Source organism: Neolewinella aquimaris (assembly GCF_014197245.1).
Lineage (GTDB): Bacteria > Bacteroidota > Bacteroidia > Chitinophagales > Saprospiraceae > Neolewinella > Neolewinella aquimaris.
Map to the genome: position 1 here is coordinate 37,977 of NZ_JACIFF010000011.1, position 17,516 is coordinate 55,492.

General features: G+C 59.7%; 10 protein-coding genes. 8 read left to right on the top strand and 2 right to left on the bottom strand.

Features of this window, described 5'->3' with window-relative positions; genetic code table 11:
- The first annotated feature begins 15 nt into the window (after window positions 1-15).
- From GGR28_RS17930 to GGR28_RS17960, 7 genes are all read left to right on the top strand, one after another.
- Window positions 16-1,527, top strand: coding sequence for a RagB/SusD family nutrient uptake outer membrane protein (locus tag GGR28_RS17930; RefSeq protein ID WP_183497209.1), 1,512 nt, complete (start codon window positions 16-18; stop codon window positions 1,525-1,527).
- 60 nt (window positions 1,528-1,587) lie between these two features.
- Entirely contained in the window at window positions 1,588-3,126 is a 1,539-nt protein-coding gene (locus GGR28_RS17935) for a sialate O-acetylesterase (RefSeq protein ID WP_183497210.1), read from the top strand.
- Window positions 3,127-3,158: 32 nt separating this feature from the next.
- On the top strand, window positions 3,159-4,382 hold the full coding sequence (locus GGR28_RS17940; RefSeq protein ID WP_221233937.1) for an oligogalacturonate lyase family protein: 1,224 nt from the start codon (window positions 3,159-3,161) through the stop codon (window positions 4,380-4,382).
- A 6-nt stretch (window positions 4,383-4,388) separates the two neighbouring features.
- Window positions 4,389-7,310: a glycosyl hydrolase gene (locus GGR28_RS17945; protein ID WP_183497211.1), complete on the top strand. Its 2,922-nt coding sequence runs from the start codon at window positions 4,389-4,391 to the stop codon at window positions 7,308-7,310.
- 38 nt (window positions 7,311-7,348) lie between these two features.
- Window positions 7,349-8,500 (top strand): glycoside hydrolase family 88/105 protein, encoded by a 1,152-nt coding sequence (locus tag GGR28_RS17950; protein ID WP_183497212.1) that lies wholly within the window; start codon window positions 7,349-7,351, stop codon window positions 8,498-8,500.
- A gap of 32 nt (window positions 8,501-8,532) precedes the next feature.
- On the top strand, window positions 8,533-10,650 hold the full coding sequence (locus tag GGR28_RS17955; protein ID WP_183497213.1) for a TIM-barrel domain-containing protein: 2,118 nt from the start codon (window positions 8,533-8,535) through the stop codon (window positions 10,648-10,650).
- A 99-nt stretch (window positions 10,651-10,749) separates the two neighbouring features.
- Window positions 10,750-11,691 carry a D-2-hydroxyacid dehydrogenase gene (locus tag GGR28_RS17960; RefSeq protein ID WP_183497214.1) on the top strand — a complete coding sequence of 314 codons (942 nt, stop codon included), beginning with the start codon at window positions 10,750-10,752 and terminating at the stop codon, window positions 11,689-11,691.
- A gap of 22 nt (window positions 11,692-11,713) precedes the next feature.
- On the opposite strand, the gene GGR28_RS17965 is transcribed toward GGR28_RS17960, so the two are convergent.
- Both GGR28_RS17965 and GGR28_RS17970 read right to left on the bottom strand, forming a co-directional pair.
- On the bottom strand, window positions 11,714-13,180 hold the full coding sequence (locus tag GGR28_RS17965) for an alpha-L-fucosidase (RefSeq protein ID WP_183497215.1): 1,467 nt from the start codon (window positions 13,178-13,180) through the stop codon (window positions 11,714-11,716).
- 35 nt (window positions 13,181-13,215) lie between these two features.
- Window positions 13,216-14,109 carry a carbohydrate kinase family protein gene (locus GGR28_RS17970; protein WP_183497216.1) on the bottom strand — a complete coding sequence of 298 codons (894 nt, stop codon included), beginning with the start codon at window positions 14,107-14,109 and terminating at the stop codon, window positions 13,216-13,218.
- 103 nt (window positions 14,110-14,212) lie between these two features.
- Between GGR28_RS17970 and GGR28_RS17975 the strand changes: the two genes are divergently transcribed.
- Window positions 14,213-17,377 (top strand): VPS10 domain-containing protein, encoded by a 3,165-nt coding sequence (locus GGR28_RS17975; protein ID WP_183497217.1) that lies wholly within the window; start codon window positions 14,213-14,215, stop codon window positions 17,375-17,377.
- The last annotated feature ends 139 nt before the right edge of the window (window positions 17,378-17,516 follow it).

The following is a 17,516-nucleotide window of genomic DNA, read 5'->3' on the forward strand; positions in this document are numbered from 1 at the left end:
CAAAAATCCAACGATATGTACAAGTTTGCAATACTACCTCTACTATTTCTTTCGCTTACTTCGTGTGAGGACGAGCTCAATCTGGCACCCATCTCGGAAGTTGGCAGCAATGGCTTCTTTACCAATGCCGGCGACTTTGAGCAGGCCGTAAACGGCATCTATGCCAGTCTGGGCGTGACGGGCGGCGGTGATTATCCCAGCATGTACGTCATCCTGGATGAGTCCCGATCGGACAATATTTATTCCCCCGGAAACGCCGGCGTGCGTGACTGGAACGCCATCAACAATTTCCTGCCGACCATCGCTACGCTGGGAACCGTAGAGCGCGCCTGGAATATTGGATTCAACGGGATCATGCGGGCCAATACGGTACTGGACGAACTCGCGGCCAACGGCGGGGTGATCGGTGATGGAGGACTCGCCACCCGCTTTGAAGCCGAGGCAAGATTCCTGCGGGCATTCTACTACTTCGATCTGGTGAAATGGTACGGGCGGGTACCCCTCATCGAAACCTTCGTTACTCCCGATGAGGCACTGGAAATTGCCCGCTCACCGGTAGAGGACGTATATGCGCTGATCATCGCCGACCTGGAGTACGCCATCGCCAACTTGCCCGCTGCCCACTCCGGTTTGGACAAGGGACGGGCAACTTCCCTGGCCGCCAGGGGTATCCTAGCCCGGGTCTACCTGACCCGTTCCGGTCCCGTGCTCCATTCGGAAGGACCCTGCCTAGCCTCCGGTGAATACGACAAGGCCGCCGCACTACTCGATGACATCATCAGCAGCAACCAGTTTGGGATGGTGGATGACTACGGGGCGATCTTCGATTACGACAACGAGGGCAATGCCGAGATCGTCTGGGACATCCAGTTCATCTCCGGTGGGGTAGGGGCAGGCGGCTACTATCCGACCGAATACTACGATGAGGGCTGGGCCCGCGTGAACCTCCCCTTCGCCGGTGGCAATCCCGGCGACGGCTCCAAGCGGGTATCACAGGATCTGCTTAATTCCTACGAAGAGGGCGATCTGCGCGTGGCCGAGACCTTCCTCCTGAATTACGTCAACGACAACGGCGAAACCGTAGATGCCCAGTTCTTCGACAAGTACACCGATGTCGCCAAAGCCGGTGGCGATCGCTTCGATTGGTCGCTGAACTACCCCATCATCCGCTACACCGACGTGCTCCTGTTGCGTGCCGAAGCTACCCTACAGGGGGCTTCGGGAACACAGGAAAGTGTGGATGCCGTAGTAAATGCCGTACGTCAGCGTGCCGGCCTCGACGAAATATCCGGTGTTACCCTCGACGTACTGCTCGAAGAACGGCGCCGGGAATTTGCGGGAGAAAACTTGCGGTGGGACGACCTCGTCCGTACGGGCCGGGTAGTCGATGTAATGAATGATTTCATCGCTACGGAAGACGATAACGACAAGATGCAAACCGTAACTACGGATGACATCATTTACCCCGTTCCCCAACAGCAGCTGGACGTAAAGCAGGGACTGTATAGCCAGAATCCCGGATACTAACCGAAGTACCTACGCTTCGCGATAATCTCACTGCTCCCGTACAACTCCTAATTCTACAGTATGCTTCCAACCTCCTGCATAAAGTTTGGCCTGATCATCGCCGTTCTCGCGGCGGTGTGCGGTGATCTTGCCGCAAAGGTCCGGTTGCCCGATATCCTGACGGATCATATGGTGTTGCAGCGGGATCAGGAAGTACCCATCTGGGGATGGGCGGACCCGGGGGTGACCGTCACTGTTACCTTCGCCGGGCAAATACACCGGACCCAGGCTGATGAAGCGGGCAATTGGTCGGTACGCCTTACTCCCCTGCAAGCATCTAATAAGCCGCGGAATTTGATCATTACCGACAGCGACACCCTGACCCTATCGGATATTTTGGTGGGCGAGGTATGGCTGTGTACCGGACAGTCGAATATGCAGTGGCGCCTCCTCGAATCCGCAGGGGGCGAGGAGGCGATCGCGGCCGCTGACCATCCCGAGGTTCGGCTGTACAACGTCAGCCGGAGCGTCGCCTTCGGCCGTGAAGCAGGAAAACTGGGTGAATGGCAACCCTGTACATCCGAATCGGTTGCTTCCTTTTCCGGGGTAGGGTACTTTTTCGGACTCGAACTGTACCGCCGCCTGGGCATTCCGGTAGGACTGATCAACGCCTCCTACGGCGGGTCGCAGGCGGAGGCGTGGACGCCCCGGGATTACCTGGCGGCATCCGCAGATCTGAAGCCTACCATAGAACGGGAGGAAGTGTGGAAAGCGGAACGTCCGCGGGTGCAGGCGGCTTACGACCGGGAGATAGCCGAATGGAAAGCCGCTAATGCAGAAGCGCGGCAACCGCGCGTCCCCGATGCACTGCGCGACTACCGCATTGCAGGATCTATTTACGGCAATATAATTGCCCCCCTGATTCCATATGCCATCCGTGGGGCCGCCTGGTACCAGGGGGAATCGAACGAGGAACGGGCGGAGCAGTACGAGGAGTTACTCGCTACGATGGTCCGGGCCTGGCGCGAGAAATGGGGGCAGGGAGTTTTTCCCTTTGCCGTTATCCAGCTTCCGAATTTTCGGGCCTCTTCCGCAACCCCGGAAGACCTGGCCTGGAGTCACCTGCGCGATCGCCAACGACGGGTAGCGGAGCGGCTGCCCCATATGGGGCTCATCGTAACCATCGACGTCGGTGAGGCAGACGATATTCACCCCACGAATAAGTACGACGTAGGTATGCGGCTGGCCCGGTACGCCCTCAGTAGCGTCTACGGTGAGGAAGGGGTTGCCGGCGGACCCCGGTTTCAACGGGCGGAATTCAGCGAAGGGACGGCTACTCTTTTCTTCGATCGGGTAGGTGAGGGACTGCGTACACGTGACGGCGGTCCGCCGCAGGAGTTTGCCCTGGCCGGTCCCGACGGAACGTGGCACTGGGCACGGGCGGCAATCGAGGGTCCCGATAAGGTGATCGTACGGTCGCATTTGGTCACTGAGCCGCGAGCGGTCCGCTACGCCTTCAGTAACAATCCCGACAATCCGAACCTGACCAACGAGAGCGGAGTCCCCGCCTCGCCCTTCCGTTCCGACGACTGGCCGGGACCAACCCACGGCAAGCGGTGATCTTACCTAGAAACACGACGAAATTCCTCCCAATGCGATACATCCTTACCGGTATGCTTACCCTCTTACTCGGCCCGCCCGGCCTGACTGCCCAGGCGCAACTCCCCGTGCTGATGACCGGCGGACAAAGCAGCATGCCACCGGAATGGGTAGATGAAACCACGGGGCACCGACTGATCAGGCTGACCGAAGCGGGGAACACGCGCAGCTTCTATTTTCACAACGACCCCTTCCTGAAGAGCGCGGACGGGCAGGATGATCTCATGGTTTACTACGGAGACGTGGAGGGAGTGAGTCAGCTCTTTACGATTAACCTTGGCACCCGCGTTCCCCGCCAAATAACCTCCGCCCCCGGCCGCAAACGCGGGGAAATACTGGGAAAAAAACGGCGGGAAGTGTTTTACCAGGTGCAGGATACGGTGTTTGCCACCCACGTAGATAGCCGCGAAACCCGGAAGGTGTTCGTCTTTCCGGAAGACTTCAAGGCATCCATCACTACCCTGAATGCCGACGAGACGAAGCTGGCCGGCACCTGGGCCTCTCCGGAAAAGGACAGCATTCTGGCCAAGCACCCCAGCAAGGGGGAATTTTTCGACCGCATCTTCGATGCTAAACTGCTGCACAAGCTATTCTACATCGATATCGAGACGGGCGAGTTAGAGTCCATTCACGCCGAACGCACCTGGCTCGGGCACATTCAGTTCTCTACTACCGACCCCGATCTGCTGATGTTTTGTCACGAGGGTCCCTGGCATAAGGTGGACCGGATCTGGAACATCGACATCGCCACCAAGGAGGTAAAAAAGATTCACGAGCGAACCTTGCACCGGGAGATTGCCGGACACGAATTCTGGAGCTGGGACGGAGAAACCATCTGGTACGACCTGCAGATACCGCGCGGCGAGACCTTCTACCTCGCGGGATACGATGTAACAGGGGGGGCCATGAAGAAGTATGCCATGGATCGCAACGAGTGGTCCATTCACTTCAATATCTCTCCCGATCAGCGGCTGTTTGCCGGCGATGGCGGCGACCCTTCCCAGGTAGCCCGGGCCGAGGATGCCCAGTACATCTATCTGTTCGAACCCCGGGGCAACCGGCTACAATCTACCCGACTGGTCGATATGCAGCACCACGATTACCAGCTGGAGCCGAACGTACACTTTACCCCCGACCAGCGGTGGATCGTATTCCGCGCTAACTTCGAAGGAAGCAGCCACATCTACGCGGTTGAGATCGAACCCTACCAAAAATAAGCTTACATGCCTCGATATTCTATCAACCTGAGCCTACTCCTTGGCGTGTGCCTGGTGGTATTTACTACCTGTGGCCGGGTCGTCAGTCAGTCCCAGCCCGTCCCCGAATGGCCGGAAGTGACGAGCGACAACCAGATCTGGACCCGCTGGTGGTGGCATGGCAGTTCCGTCACCGAAGCGGGCATCACTGCGGAGTTGCAATCGCTAAGCGAAGCCGGCTTCGGAGGGGTGGAACTCACACCCATTTTCGGCGTCATCGGGGAGGAGGACAGTTTTGTGGATTATCTGTCACCCCGGTGGATGGAACTCCTTGACCACACCCTGACAGAAGCGAAGCGGCTGGGAATGCAGGTCGATATGGCAACCGGTACGGGCTGGCCCTTCGGGGGACCCTGGATCGGACGGGAGAATGCACCTAAGTACCTTGCCCACCGGAGCTTTGAAGTCTCGGAAGGGGAAAGGCTAACGGAAGAAGTGACCTATATGCAGGAACCTATTTTCCGTCGGGTAAATAACGAGGCCTTGCGCCGCTACCGGTCGGCTGAGTCTGCGACCACGACAGCGAATCCGATTACCATCGACGACATTGATCCGGTGATCGGCAACAACGCCGACTTACAGGCGCTCACCCTGGATCAGGTGCGCTTCGCGGAAGAGCTTCCCCTGGTTAGCCTGATGGCGTACGGCGAAGCGGGGGAGGTCGTCGACCTCACGCAACGGGTAGCTCCTTCCGGTACCCTCGACTGGGTGGCCCCCGCCGGCAACTGGAAATTGTACGCCCTCTTTGAGGGACTGCACGGCAAGATGGTTGAGCGGGCCGCCCCCGGGGGAGAGGGCAACGTGATCGATCACTTTTCTGCGGAAGCCATAGACCATTACCTTCAGCGGTTTGACGAAGCCTTTGCGGGTCACGACGTCAGCGGCATCCGGGCCTTCTTCAACGACAGCTACGAGGTGGACGACGCCCGGGGACAGGCCAACTGGACGCCGGCATTCCTCCAACACTTCGAGCAGCAACGCGGGTATGACCTGCGGCACCACCTGCCGGCCCTCTTCGGAGAGGCGGAGGAGGCGGAAAACACGCGCGTCCTTTCCGATTTTCGGGAGACCTTTTCGGAATTGATCCTGGAAACCTTCACAAAAAAATGGGACGGTTGGGCCGACGCCAAACAGGCCATCATTCGCAATCAGGCCCACGGGTCTCCGGCCAACATTTTGGATCTTTACGCGGCCTCGGACATCCCGGAAACGGAAGGCACCCAGAGCCTGAGAATCAAGTTTGCGACCTCGGCGGCCAACGTGACGGGCAAACCATTGGTCAGTGCCGAAGCGGCAACCTGGCTCGACGAGCACTTCGTGGCCACCTGGTCGGACCTGAAGGCGAACCTGGACCAGTACCTGGTCAACGGCGTCAACCACCTGGTGTACCACGGCACCGCCTATTCCCCCGCCGGTGATCCATTCCCGGGGCGACTGTTCTACGCCGCCTTTCACGCCAATAGCCGCCACCCGATGTGGGATGATCTGGAGGCGGTGAATACGTACGTCACGCGTACCCAGTCTTTCCTTCAGCGCGCAAGTAGCGACAACGACATCCTGCTCTACTTCCCCGTTTACGACCGCTTTGCCACGCCGGGGGCGGAACTGCTGCAACACTTCGATGGCCACGGGCCGAATCTGGAGGAAAGCCGGGTCGCACGGCTCGGCGAAGAGCTGCTTGCGGCAGGGCACACCTTTGACTTTGTTTCGGACGCACAGTTGCAGGCTACCTCCTTCGAAGGTGGTGAAATACGGACCGCCGGGGGAACGTACCGTACCGTCCTGGTTCCGGCCACCCGCTACATGCCGGAGGGGACCTGGGAGGCGCTACTGGAGCTGGCCCGCGCCGGGGCTACGATCGTTTTTCAGGAGCAACTGCCGCCGTCCGTACCGGGCTTGAACAATTGGCGGGAACGCGAGGAGCAACGCGGCGACAGGATAGCAGCGGTTGAATTTGCATCCGCGGATGGGGTCTCCACGGCACGTACCGGATCCGGTAAGCTCGTTGTGGCCGATCGGTGGGAAAAGGCCTTATCCGAAACTGGAATTTCACCGGAACCTCTGGTCGCTTCCGGATTAGCTTTCAACCGGAGAAATTACCTGGGGGGCAAGCTGTATTTCATCAGCAACTGGAGTGATTCCGACGTCGATGATTGGGTGCCCCTCGCCACTGCGGGCGCGGCGGCGGTACTCTACGATCCGATGACGGGAGAACGTGGACTAGCCCGTACGGAAACGGTGGACGAAGCGCTCAGCGTACGCTTACAATTACCGCGCGGCTCCTCGATCATGGTCTGGGTTAGTCCCACCTCACTGGGTACTGACCCCTGGCCTTACTTCGAAGCAGCGGGCCGGCCGACGGCACTCGATGGGACCTGGAAACTGGAATTTCTCAAGGGTGGCCCGGAACTGCCGGCAAGCACCGAACTGGCAACGGCAGAGGTATGGACCGCGCAATCGGATGCTACGTACCGCTTCTTTTCCGGGACGGGGCGCTACTCGACCACCTTCGCCCGGCCGGCCGGGGGGAATAGCGATTACCTGCTGGATCTAGGCAGAGTGTACGAAACCGCCCGGGTGAGCCTGAATGGGAATGCCCTGGGAACCCTTACCGGCCCGACGTTCCGCCTCCGCATTCCGGCCAACTTGATCAAAGATCAGAACACCCTGACCGTCGACGTCTCGAACCGCATGATCAACCGAATGATCAAAATGGACCGCGACCAAGTCTTCTGGAAGAAATTCTACAACGTAAACCTACCCGCACGGCTACGGGAAAACACTGGTCCGCTGGGCGTATTCGATGCTTCCAACTGGGAACCGGTACCCTCGGGACTCGCCGGGCCGGTTACCCTGACGGCTGGTACATCAGCGACCGACGATAATTAAACACTAAACCCTTATCGGGATCACAGCTACTTCACCCCATGCGCACTGCAACTATCCAATACTTCCTGCTCCTACTGCTCCCCGTGCTGCTCAGCGCCTGTCGGACCACCGCCGAACTTCCCCCTCCGGAACGGACGCTGGACCAACTTCGACGCGCCAATGCCTACTTTATGGAAAAGTGGCCGGACACCGGTAAGCGCATCGTGACCAATAAGTCACGGGCCAGCAACATCTGGACGCGGGCCGTCTACTACGAAGGCCTGATGGCCCTGCACCGCATCGATCCCCAACCCGAATACTATAAGTACGCCACGGACTGGGCGGATTTTCACGAATGGGACCTGCGCGACGGGGAAACCTATACCCGCAACGCCGACAACCAGGCGGCCGGACAAACCTACATCGAGCTCTACCAGATCGATCCCCAACCGGAGCGAATCACCGCGATCAAAGCTTCCGTGGACAGCATGCTGCGTACCGATCAAGTAGACGACTGGAACTGGATCGACGCCATCCAGATGGGCATGCCCATCTTCGCCCAACTCGGGGTGATGTATGATGAACCGGCCTACTTCGAGCGCATGTACGAGATGTACCGCTTCACTAAGGAGGAGCACGGGGACAACGGACTATACAATCCGGAAGACCACCTCTGGTGGCGCGACGCCGATTTCGACCCCCCCTACACCGAACCCAACGGAGAGGACTCCTACTGGTCGCGGGGCAACGGCTGGGTGATTATGGCGCTGGCGCGGGTGCTGGAGATTCTGCCGGAAAGCGATCCCCACCGGGAGGAATACATCAAGGACTTCCGGGACATGATGGCCGCCATCGCCAAGGTGCAGCGGGAAGACGGCTTCTGGAACGTGAGCCTGCACGATCCCACCCACTTCGGTGGAAAGGAAACCTCCGGTACGGCCATGTTCGTCTACGGAATGGCCTGGGGCATCAACCACAACTTGCTGGATAGATCCACCTACCTGCCGGCCCTCACTAAGGGATGGAACGCCATGGTAAATGATGCACTGCACGACAACGGATTTCTCGGCTACGTCCAGAGCACGGGCAAGGAGCCGAAGGACGGCCAGCCCCTGAGCTACGACAAAATTCCCGACTTCGAAGACTACGGCCTGGGAGCCTTTCTGCTCGCCGGTACCGAGATCTATACCCTTGAGTTGCGTTCCCGATAACCCCCCCTTTTCAGTACCCCAATACACCTGTTATGATTTATTCCGTGTCGCACGCCTTTCGGTTTTCTGTTCTCGCCGTACTCTTTCTCCTCTTCGGTTCCTGCGGTGCGGAAGAGGAGCCAACTGTCGTTTCCGTATCTACTGCTGACGGAGGCTTTCCCCGAATAGCTCTGTACAACCCCGGCGGAGACTCGGTGGTCATCGAGGCCGTATCCGCTACCGTGGGCAGCATCGGGTTTGATCGCGGTGGCACCACCGTGTGGGTAACCGGGGAGCCCCAGCGAAATAGCAATCAGGACGGAGAAACGCTGCAGTGGGACACGGAAGCCGGGCGGGTAAGTCTAGAGATTCTGTCCCGGGAACAGGACGATCTCGCGCTACGCCTGACCGCCGACAGCGACCTGGAGGGGCACCACCAGTGGATGATCAATCTGGCCGCCAAACCGGACGAATACTTCACCGGCATATTCGAACGCGTGGTGGATGGCACCCAGGATGAATCCTGGAAAGACGGCATCACTACCGGCCTGAACCTGCGCGGCGAACGCATCGAAATGCACCTGAAGCCCACCGTGTCCGCCTACGCCCCCTTCTATATTTCCTCGGCGGGCTACGGTTTTTTTGCCCGGGGCACCTGGCCCGGCGTATTCGACTTCGCGAGTTCTGCCCCCAGTACCGTGCAGGTATCGTTCGAGGGACCCGAACTGGAGGTCCAATTGTACCTCGGCAAAACCGTGAAGGATATCGTGCAGCAGCACGCCCTGGAAACCGGTCCCTCCCTTGTCCCACCCGACTGGGCGCTGGGTCCCTGGCGGTGGCGGGACGAGCACTTCAATGAAGCCACCTACTACGACGGTACGCCCCGTACCGCGCCCTTCAACACCGACATCGTAGAGGACGTACTCATGATGAAGGCTTACGATATTCCCACGACCGCCGTCTGGATCGACCGTCCCTGGGGACCCGGGGTGCGCGGCTTTGACGATTACGAATTCGACACCGAGCGGCTACCCGATCCCGAGGGCATGATCGACTGGCTCAACGACAACGGCATCGAGTTGATGCTCTGGATCGGACCCTTCGTGATGGGAGAAATGGCAGACTATGCCGAGGAGCACGATTACGATCTACAGGGGCACCGCTGGAAGGATTCCCGCCAGGTGCTGATGGACTTTACCAATCCCGAGGCCGTCGACTGGTGGGGGGAGCACGGTCCGGGCAAGCTGGCCAAAATGGGCGTGAAGGGATTTAAACTCGACCGTGCCGACGGCGAAAAACTACAGGACTCGCTGCACCTCACCACCCATGCAGGCACTACCTACCGGGAGAACTTCAACGATTACCCCCGGCAGTACGTGGAAGCCACCCACAAAGCCGTTCAGCCGGTGCTCGGTGATGATTTTGTCCTCTTTCCCCGTGCGCAGTACACCGGTAGTGCGAAGTACGGGAGCATGTGGGCCGGCGATACCGACGGCAAGCCGGAGGGCCTGCGCTCGGCGATCATCGGACTCCAACGCTGCGCGGTCATGGGCTACCCCGTTTGGGGCTCGGACGTCGGCGGCTACTGGGGCGATTTTTCCCAGGAGACCACCCAGCGCTGGTTGGGACTGGGCTGCTTCTCACCGATCATGGAGACGGGGCCTACCAACAACGAGGGCCTTTGGAACAATCCCGACGAGCCCGTCTACGATCCCGAACTCATTGCCACCTGGCGACTGTACTCCAAATTGCGGATGCAACTGGTGCCCTACGTGAGCGATCTGGCCGTCGAAGCACGGGAAGAAGGTACGCCGATCGCACGCCCCCTCTTCCTCGAATACCCCAGTCAACCGGAGGCCTGGAACGACTGGCAAACCTATCTGTTCGGGCCCGACCTGCTCGTGTCCATCATTTGGGAGACGGGAAAGACCGAACACCGGCTGTACTTGCCGGAAGGGACCAACTGGGTCGATGCCTGGAATCCCGAAACGAGCTACGCGGGCGGTCAGTACGTCACCGTGGATGCACCGGCCTATAAAACCCCCGTCTTCGTACGGGAAGGTGCCGAACTGGACCTGGGAGATCTGAATGCCCTCTATACGGAGTCGCTGTCGATCGCCTCCCGGGTACCGAACCTGGCCGAATTGGAAGCGGCGGAAACCTGGAAGTGATGCTCTTGCTGCATTCCACGGCACCTGCGTCCCCGCAAATTATCAAGGACACGGAAACCGTGCTGGCCGTCCAGCCGTTATCCTGCCCAACCGACGCCCATGCTATACATCAAGCTGCACCTGAGTCCCGACGAGATCGACTACCTGCGCAGCGCCACCAAAGGTGAGCCCCTTCACCTCGAACAGGACCTACCCGAACCGGAACGGCAGGCGGCCTTCCGGACGGCGGACATCGTACTCGGGAACCCGCCCGTCGACTGGTTGGCTACGAACAAAAAATTGCAGTGGGTGCAGCTGTCTTCCGCCGGATTTCAGGCGTATACGGTACTGCACGACAGGGACTTATCCTTCTCGCTGACGAATTGCGCTGGCATCTTCGGTACCCCAGTTGCCGAGACGGCCGTAGCCGGAATAATGGCACTACTACGGGGCATCCCCACCTTTGTCGACGATAAGCGAGGGAAGCACTGGCGCGGCGCGGCCATCCGCCCGCATCTGGGAAAACTGACCGGAAGTACCGTAATCATTCTGGGCCACGGAGATATTGGGGGCACGATCTGCCAGCTGCTGGGTGGTTTTGGCTGTGAGGTAGCCACCATGGGGCACCGGGAGGGCACCGGCGCGGACTTTTATACCCGGGAAGAACTCGATGCCCGTTTACCTGCGGCGGATATCGTAATCGCCGCACTGCCGGAAACGAAGGAAACCGTGCAATTTTTCGATGCCGATCGATTGTCCTTGCTGTCCAAAGAATGCATTCTGGTTAACGTCGGTCGCGGCAGCCTGATCGATGAGACCTCCCTGTTGAAGTTGTTACGGGCTGGCCGAATTGGCGGGGCGGTACTGGACGTCACCGGCTCGGAACCACTGCCCCCCGACGACCCGCTCTGGGATGCACCACGCACGATCCTCACCCAGCACAGTGCCGGTGGGGCCTCGGACGAAAATCGACGCATCATCGACCGCTTCGTCGGTAATCTAAAGCGGTACCGCAAGGGAGAGCCGCTGGAATACCTCGTCGATCTAAAGCGGGGATACTAAATCGAAGAGTTAGAGGGGAGGGTCAGTACACGGCCACTTTAGACAGTAGCGGAGCCGCCAGTGCATCCGTGATTTCAATGGTCAGCTTATCGGTGGTGACGCGCTCCACGGGTAGGATCCGTTTGTAGCCGATCGTCGTGCCGTTTCCGATTTCCTGAATTTCCCCGTCTACTTCGGCCAGTACCCGGAATCCCGCCACGCGTTGACCGAGTTTGATGGGTTCCTGTAGCATGACGTAGCCGATCTCGACGGGTTCGGCCAGGGTCAGGGTGAGTGAACCGCTGGTGGCCCCGTCGTCCGTAGCCCAGTAGGTTTCCGAATCGTCGTCGAGTGCCTGACCCGGTGCGTACTCCTCGTGCATGCCGCGAAAGGCGTCTCCCGTGGCCTCCGCACCCGCCGCAAGGTCTTCGGCAAAGGTGGAGTCGATCATCCGCCGCCAGGCGCGGAGGGAGGCGACGTCGTTTTCGTGGATCCGTCCGCGGCGGTCGGGGGGAATATTGAGCAGCAGCACGGAACCCCGTCCAACGGAGGTCAGGTAAATTTCGAAGAGCTGTTCGGGCGTTTTGACGAGGCTGTCCTCCTCCGCGTGGTAGAACCAGCCCGGGCGAATGGATACGTCGACCTCGGCCGGGATCCAGGTATCGGCACCGCGGGTTCCAGTATTCAGGAGGTCGGTAATGCCCGCTTTCCCGGCGTAGAGGGTATCGGGGTCAATGGTGTTCCAGTTCGTTTCCCCGGCCACGCCGCGTTCGTTGCCCACCCAGCGAATATCGGGGCCGGCGTCGCTGAATACGATGGTGTAGGGCTCGGGCTGTAGCTCGCGTACCATGTTGATGGTGGTCGGCCAGTCGTAGTAGTGCTCTCCGTCGATCCGGCGAGTCTCGTCCGCACCGCCGTAGTGACCGTCGCCGCCGTTGGCTCCGTCCAGCCACATTTCGAAGATGGGGCCGTAGTTTTCAAAGATCTCCCGCAGCTGATGGCGGTAGTAGGTGACGTAGGTGGAGTCGCCGTAGTCGGCCCGGTTGCGGTCCCAGGGGGAGAGGTAGGCGCCGAATTTCATGCCGTGGCTACGGGCGGATTCCTCGACCAGTTTTACGATGTCGCCCTGTCCGTCCTCCCACGGACTTTGTTTTACCGAGTGATCGGTGTATTCACTTGGCCAGAGCGTGAATCCGTCGTGGTGTTTGGAAGTCAGAATCACCCCCTTAAAGCCGGTTTCCTGCAGGGTTTCCATCCACTGGTCCACGTCCAGGTCGGTGGGGTTGAAGATGGCCGGACTTTCGTCCCCGTAGCCCCATTCCAGGTTCGTGAAGGTATTCGTAGTGAAGTGAATGAAGGCATTGGTCTCCATTTCGTGCCAGTCCAGCTGGGCCTGTGAGGGGACGGCCCCGAAGGCAGCGGGCGGCTCGGGGGGCGGCGGCGCGCAGGAGCCGAGGACTAGCAAAAGAGCAACGAAAGTGGGTAGGGTGGGGGTAAGCTGGCGGATCATAGAATAAAGTGTGCCACCAAGCTAAGGATTGTCGGTTACAACACGGCGCCGGATCGCAGTTCTTCGACCTGCTCTACCGTATACTCGGGTGTGCCACCCGTCTGCGAAGCGGTAAAGGCCCCCGCGGCTACGGCGAAGTCAAGTGCCTCGCTTGCCGGTTCCCCGGCGAGGTAGCGCGTCAGGAAGGCGGCGAGAAAGGTGTCGCCCGCGCCAATGGTATCCGCTACGGTTACGGCATAGCACGGTTGCATACTCAGCCCCGTAGAATCGAGGCAGGCGGCACCGTCGGCGCCCATGGTCAGTACGGCGGCATGCAGGTCATAGCGCCGGTAAAGTTGTTCGAGCTGTTCTTGCCAGGTCCCCTCCAGGTCGAGCCATTCGGCTACCAGCTCCAGTTCTTCGTCGTTTAGCTTCAGGATGTCCGTCCGACTGAGCAAGTCAAGAATCAGGGCCTTGTCGTAGAACGGTTTGCGCAGGTTGATGTCAAAGACGGCACAGTCCGTCCGCGTCAGCAAATCTCTGAGGAGCCGGCGATTTTCTTCGGTGCGACAGGCGAGGCTGCCGAAGACCAGTGCCGAAGCACCGGCCACCGCTACCTCTATCCCGGGGGAGGACTGCAAATGATCCCAGGCCACGCCCTCCACGATTTCGTAGACCGGGGACACCGGAGTGGGAAAGGTGACGCGTACCGTTCCGGTCGGGCGACGCGGGTCGGTCTGAATAAGTTCGGTATTCACCTCGCTGCGCTTGAGGAAGTCAACCAGATCGCGGCCCAGCTTGTCGTCACCGACCCGGCTGACGACCGCGGATTCCGCACCCAGGTGAACGGCGTGGTATGCGACGTTGAGGGGGGCTCCGCCGATGATGTTGCGATCGGGGAGCATATCCCAGAGGACTTCTCCAAAACAGATGATACGTGGGGAGTTCATGCGTGACGACTTGTGACCACCAAAGGTAAGGAATGCAGAAAACAGGGAAGCTTCCGACTTCACCGGCTTGTGTTTACCTTATCGCCCGAAATCACGCCAACGTATGCAACGAATTCTTTTGCTTCTCCCACTCTTCCTGACTCTCTCCGTGCTATCCGCCCAGGGTCCCGCCGATACCTCCGAGGTCACCCGCTTCTTTGCACCCCTGAAGTACCGCAGCATTGGTCCATTCCGCGGCGGTCGATCGGTCACCGCTACCGGTGTCGTGAACGATCCTCTGACTTACTACATGGGCACCACCGGCGGCGGGGTATGGAAAACGGAGGACGCCGGTCAGCACTGGAGCAACATCAGCGACGGCTACTTCGGAACCGGCTCGGTGGGCGCAGTGGCCGTGTCGCGAAGCAACCCGCAGATCGTTTACGTTGGTATGGGGGAGCACGCTCCGCGCGGCGTTATGACCTCCCACGGCGATGGGGTGTACAAATCCACCAACGGCGGCAAAAGCTGGACCCACCTGGGTCTGAAGGAAAGCCAGCACGTCTCCCGCATCATCATTCATCCTACTAACCCGAATTTGGTCTACGTAGCCGCTCAGGGCCAGCTCTACGGGCCGAATGAGGAAAGGGGCGTCTACCGCTCTACGGACGGGGGCGAAAATTGGGAACGGGTGCTCTACGTCAATGACCTCACCGGAGCGGCCGAGCTATCCATGGACCTCTCCAATCCGAACGTGCTTTACGCGGCGATGTGGCACCACCAACGCCTACCCTGGCAGGTCGTGAGCGGCGGCCCGGGCAGCGGTCTCTACAAATCTACCGACGGCGGCACCAGCTGGGAGGAAATGACGGAAGGCCTGCCGGAGGAGAAGGGTAAAATGGCCATCGCGGTGAGCCATTCGAACACCGACAAGGTCTACGCCCTGGTCGAAAGCGATTCCCAGGCGGACAAGGGCGGACTTTTCGTGTCGGGCGACGCGGGAGCAAGGTGGACCCGAGTGAGCGACGACAACCGGCTCACCCAGCGGGCCTGGTACTACACGGAAGTGTTCGTCGATCCCAGCAACGAGAACGTGGTGTACGTACTCAGCGCTCCCGCCCTGCGCTCCATCGACGGCGGCACTACCTGGGAGACCCTCAGCGGCACCCACGGCGATTACCACGACCTGTGGATCAACCCCGACAATCCCCGCAACCTCTGCATCGCCAACGACGGCGGCGCGGCCATCAGTTTCAACTACGGGGAGAGCTGGTCGACCCAGGACAATATGCCCACCGGGCAGTTTTACCGAATCAATGTGGACAACCAGTTCCCGTACCGCATCTATGCCGGGCAGCAGGACAATACCTCCGTATCCATCGCCAGCCGGTCGCCGGGCAGTTCCGGCATCTCGGAATCCGACTGGCACCCTTCCGCCGGTGGAGAAAGCGCCTTCCTGGCCTTCGATCCCGACGATCCTCGCTACGTACTGGGCGGCAGTTACCTGGGCACCATCGAAGTGCTCGACAACGAATCGATGGCCAGCACCAACATCATGGCCGCGCCGATCCAGTACCTGGGCCGCGCCGCCAGCGATATGAAGTACCGCTTCAACTGGAACGCGCCGATCATCCGGTCGCGCCACGAACCCGATACCTACTACCACGCCAGCCAGCACCTGCTGCGCACGCGGGATCTCGGTCAGACCTGGGAAGAGGCCTCCCCCGACCTTACCCGTAACCAGAAGGACAAACAAATCAAGGGCGGCGGACCCTACACGGTGGAGGCCGTCGGTGCCGAGAATTACGGGACCATCAGCTACGTCACCGACTCCCCCCACGAAGCCGGCGTCATCTGGGTGGGGACCGACGACGGCAAGGTGCAACTCACGCGCGACGGGGGTGAAAAGTGGAGCGACGTCACGCCCTCCGGACTGGAGGAATGCCTGGTCAACGCCATCGACGTGTCGCCCCACGACGCCGGTACGGCCTACATCGCCACCACCCGGTACAAATTCAACGATCACACCCCCCGCTTGCTCAAAACCACCAATTACGGGAAGAACTGGACCGACATCACCGGCAACCTGCCCTACGGAGCGTACACCCGGGTCGTCAGGGAAGATACCGAGCGGCGCGATCTGCTCTTCGCGGGTACCGAGACGGGCCTCTATATTTCCTTCGACGGCGGCAAGGATTGGCAGCGCTTCAACCTCAATCTGCCCCTCACTCCCATTACCGACCTGAAGATCGCCCACGATGACCTCATCGTCGCTACCTCCGGCCGTGCCTTCTGGATACTGGATGACCTGGAGCTGGTGCGGCAGTACCAAGGTGGTGAGCCCCGGGCTGGCTTGTTCAAGCCCGCGCCCGCAATGGTATCGAACACGAGGAGCGGTATGGACGGCAACGGATCGGAGTTCGACGGTACGGACCCGCTGCAGGGGGTAAATCCGGCCGGTGGCGTAGTGCTGTATTACAACTTGCCGGAATTACCCGATTCCGCGGATGTTAGTCTGACCATTAAGAATGCCGCGGGAGAAACGGTTCGGGAGATCAATAATCAAAAAGACGAATCGGTCAAACAGTATCCTGGTGGCCCCCCCGCTCCCGATGTCCTTTCCAGCAAGGAAGGGTTGAACCGATTCGTGTGGGACCAGCGGTACGCGCCCCTGCTCGGTGCGCCGACCGCCTACATCGAGGGAAGCTTCCGCGGACACAAAGTGCCCCCCGGAGACTACCAAATCGAATTGCGGACACCAACACAGATCTATACCACGACCGCGACCATTCGGGAAAATCCAAGCTATGCGCTCACTGCAGCGGACTACACTGCATACCACGAATTCATGATGGATGCCGAGCGGAACCTCAACGAGATGCATACCCTGATCAATAACCTGTTGGAGGTACAGACTGACCTGGAGGAAGTAGCAAAGCGGCCCGGGGTTAAGGATTCGCCGGAGTTGAAATCGGAGGTCGCTGCATTGGTAGCCGATCTGGAAGACTGGGACGAGCGCATGGTGCAACGGAAGTCAAAAGCCTACGACGACGTAGAGAACTTCGAGAACAAGTTTACGGCCAACTACCTCTTCGTCCTTAACCACGCCGAGAGCGACCTGCCCCGCGTAAACACGCCTACCCGCGAGCGATTGGCCGAGTTGAACAAGAAGTGGGAATCATTGCGCGCGGAAGCGCAGGAATTACTTGGCTCCCGCGTTCCCGCCCTAAACAAGAAGCTGTGGAACGTGGGGATCGGAGCGATCCGCGACGTGGAAGTAGGTAAGTAACTTTGGGGAGACCGGATGGAGGAATGCGGTCTAAGTAGGGCAGGATATGTTCAATAGCATACTCCTAAAAATAGCGGAGCCGGTGCTCATTCCCACAAAACTAGCTGGGATGAGCACCGACACTGAGAGAGACACTATG

Bases quoted from the DNA above. Each gene is read 5' to 3' on its own strand.
- GGR28_RS17930 (WP_183497209.1), top strand. From the start codon at position 16: ATGTACAAGTTTGCAATACTACCTCTACTATTTCTTTCGCTTACTTCG.
- GGR28_RS17935 (WP_183497210.1), top strand. From the start codon at position 1,588: ATGCTTCCAACCTCCTGCATAAAGTTTGGCCTGATCATCGCCGTTCTC.
- GGR28_RS17940 (WP_221233937.1), top strand. From the start codon at position 3,159: ATGCGATACATCCTTACCGGTATGCTTACCCTCTTACTCGGCCCGCCC.
- GGR28_RS17945 (WP_183497211.1), top strand. From the start codon at position 4,389: ATGCCTCGATATTCTATCAACCTGAGCCTACTCCTTGGCGTGTGCCTG.
- GGR28_RS17950 (WP_183497212.1), top strand. From the start codon at position 7,349: ATGCGCACTGCAACTATCCAATACTTCCTGCTCCTACTGCTCCCCGTG.
- GGR28_RS17955 (WP_183497213.1), top strand. From the start codon at position 8,533: ATGATTTATTCCGTGTCGCACGCCTTTCGGTTTTCTGTTCTCGCCGTA.
- GGR28_RS17960 (WP_183497214.1), top strand. From the start codon at position 10,750: ATGCTATACATCAAGCTGCACCTGAGTCCCGACGAGATCGACTACCTG.
- GGR28_RS17965 (WP_183497215.1), bottom strand. From the start codon at position 13,180: ATGATCCGCCAGCTTACCCCCACCCTACCCACTTTCGTTGCTCTTTTG.
- GGR28_RS17970 (WP_183497216.1), bottom strand. From the start codon at position 14,109: ATGAACTCCCCACGTATCATCTGTTTTGGAGAAGTCCTCTGGGATATG.
- GGR28_RS17975 (WP_183497217.1), top strand. From the start codon at position 14,213: ATGCAACGAATTCTTTTGCTTCTCCCACTCTTCCTGACTCTCTCCGTG.